Annotated in this window: 2 protein-coding genes and 1 pseudogene; all 3 read left to right on the top strand. The window is 63.6% G+C overall.

Going from position 1 to position 1,870, the window contains the following annotated elements; genetic code table 11:
* A partial coding sequence (locus EOA33_RS34375; RefSeq protein WP_127407626.1) for a DUF1345 domain-containing protein occupies positions 1–200 on the top strand: 200 nt, incomplete at its 5' end.
* A gap of 144 nt (positions 201–344) precedes the next feature.
* Positions 345–1,165 (top strand): annotated as a pseudogene (locus EOA33_RS34380) (cytochrome b/b6 domain-containing protein).
* 1 nt (position 1,166) lies between these two features.
* Positions 1,167–1,870 (top strand): molybdopterin-dependent oxidoreductase (locus tag EOA33_RS34385; RefSeq protein ID WP_127407627.1); only part of this gene is annotated, 704 nt, incomplete at its 3' end.

The raw sequence follows: 1,870 nt of genomic DNA on the forward strand, positions 1-1,870 counted from the left end.
CCGGCGACAAGCGGGCCGAGGGCTGGGATTTCCTCTATTTTGCCGCCGTCATCGGCATGACCGCGCAGACCGCCGACACTGCCGTCACGACTTCGTACATGCGCCAGGTGGTACTGATCCATTCGATCCTGTCGTTCTTCTTCAACACGGTGATCGTCGCGGCGGCGGTCAACCTGGCGGTCAGCCTCGGCGCACCGTAATAAATCCGTGATCGGATGAAACATCGCTTGGGCCGGCGACGTATTGGAAGGAGAACGAAGATCTGAACTGCGGGAGAACGAAAGCCGATGGAAACCGTTGCCAGGAGCGACCCCGCCGCCGATGCGCCAGCCGCATCGAACGACATGACGCTGATTTACCGCCAGTCGCGCTGGACGCGGCTGACCCATTGGCTCTGGGCGATCGCGTTGTTCTTCATGCTGCTTTCCGGCCTGCAGATCTTCAATGCCCGCCCCAGCTCTACATCGGCAAGGAATCGGGCTTCGGCTACAACAACACCGTCTTCGCCATCGGCGCCGAGAACACCGATCAGGGTCCGCGCGGCTACACCGAGGTCTTCGGCAGGCGTTTCGACACGACGGGCGTGCTCGGCTGGTCGGGGCCGCCCGGTCAGGAGACATCCCGCGCCTTCCCCTCCTGGGCCACGATCCCCTCCTACTATGATCTCGGCACGGCCCGCGTCGTGCATTTCTTCTTCGCCTGGGTGCTCTCCGCCACCCTGCTCGTCTGGCTGGTCGCCGGCCTGATCAATGGCCATGTCCGCCGCGATCTCGCTCCGCGCTTCGACGATCTCCGGCGCCTGCCGCGGGATATCGTCGACCACGCGAAGCTGAAGTTCCATCACACGCGCGAATACAACACGCTGCAGAAGATGGCCTATGGCGGCGTGCTGTTCGTGCTCTTGCCGCTGATGATCATCACCGGCCTTGCCATGTCGCCCAGCATGAACGCGATGCTGCCGTTCCTCAACGACCTGCTCGGTGGAAGGCAGACGGCACGCACCATCCATTTCACCGTCATGGTGCTGCTCGTCGGCTTCTTCATCATCCACATGCTGATGATCCTTGCCGCCGGCCCGGTCAACGAATTGCGTTCGATCGTCACCGGCTGGTACCGCACCGACCCGCCGGCGCATGATGACAACTCGCCCGAGAGGAGCGCCTGAGATGGCGAAGTTTCAGATCAACCGCAGGAAATTCCTGACTTCCGCCAGTCTCGGCCTGTCGGGCATCGCGCTGTCCGGCTGCGATGCTTTCGACAGCGGTCTCGGTGTCGGCGGTGGCCTGCGCAGCTTCCTCGAAAACGCCAATGGCCTGACATACCGGGCCCAGCGCCTGCTGGCCGGCCGTGACGCGCTCGCCCAGGAATTCACTGAGGCCGACATCCGCCAGCCGCAGCGGCCGAACGGCGTCACCGCGCCGGACGACGACACCTACAAGGGGCTGCTTGCCAACAACTTCGCCGACTGGCGCCTTGAAGTCTCCGGCCTCGTTGAGAAGCCGCTGGCGCTGACCCGCGAGCAGCTTCAGAACATGCCGAGCCGCACCCAGATCACCCGCCACGACTGTGTCGAGGGCTGGAGCTGCATCGCCAAATGGACGGGCACGCCGCTGTCTCTGGTTCTCGACCAGGCGGTCGTGAAACCCCAGGCCAGCTATGTCATGTTCCACTGCCTCGACACGATCGACCGGTCTCTCTCCGGCGACATCAAATATTACGGCACCATCGACCTGATCGACGCCCGCCACCCGCAGACGATCCTCGCCTACGGCCTCAACGGCAAGCCGCTGCCGGTCGAGAACGGCGCGCCGCTGCGCGTGCGCGTCGAGCGCCAGCTCGGCTACAAGATGCCGAAATACATCTACAAAAT

The organism is Mesorhizobium sp. M4A.F.Ca.ET.050.02.1.1, from assembly GCF_003997725.1.
In the GTDB taxonomy this organism is placed as follows: domain Bacteria; phylum Pseudomonadota; class Alphaproteobacteria; order Rhizobiales; family Rhizobiaceae; genus Mesorhizobium.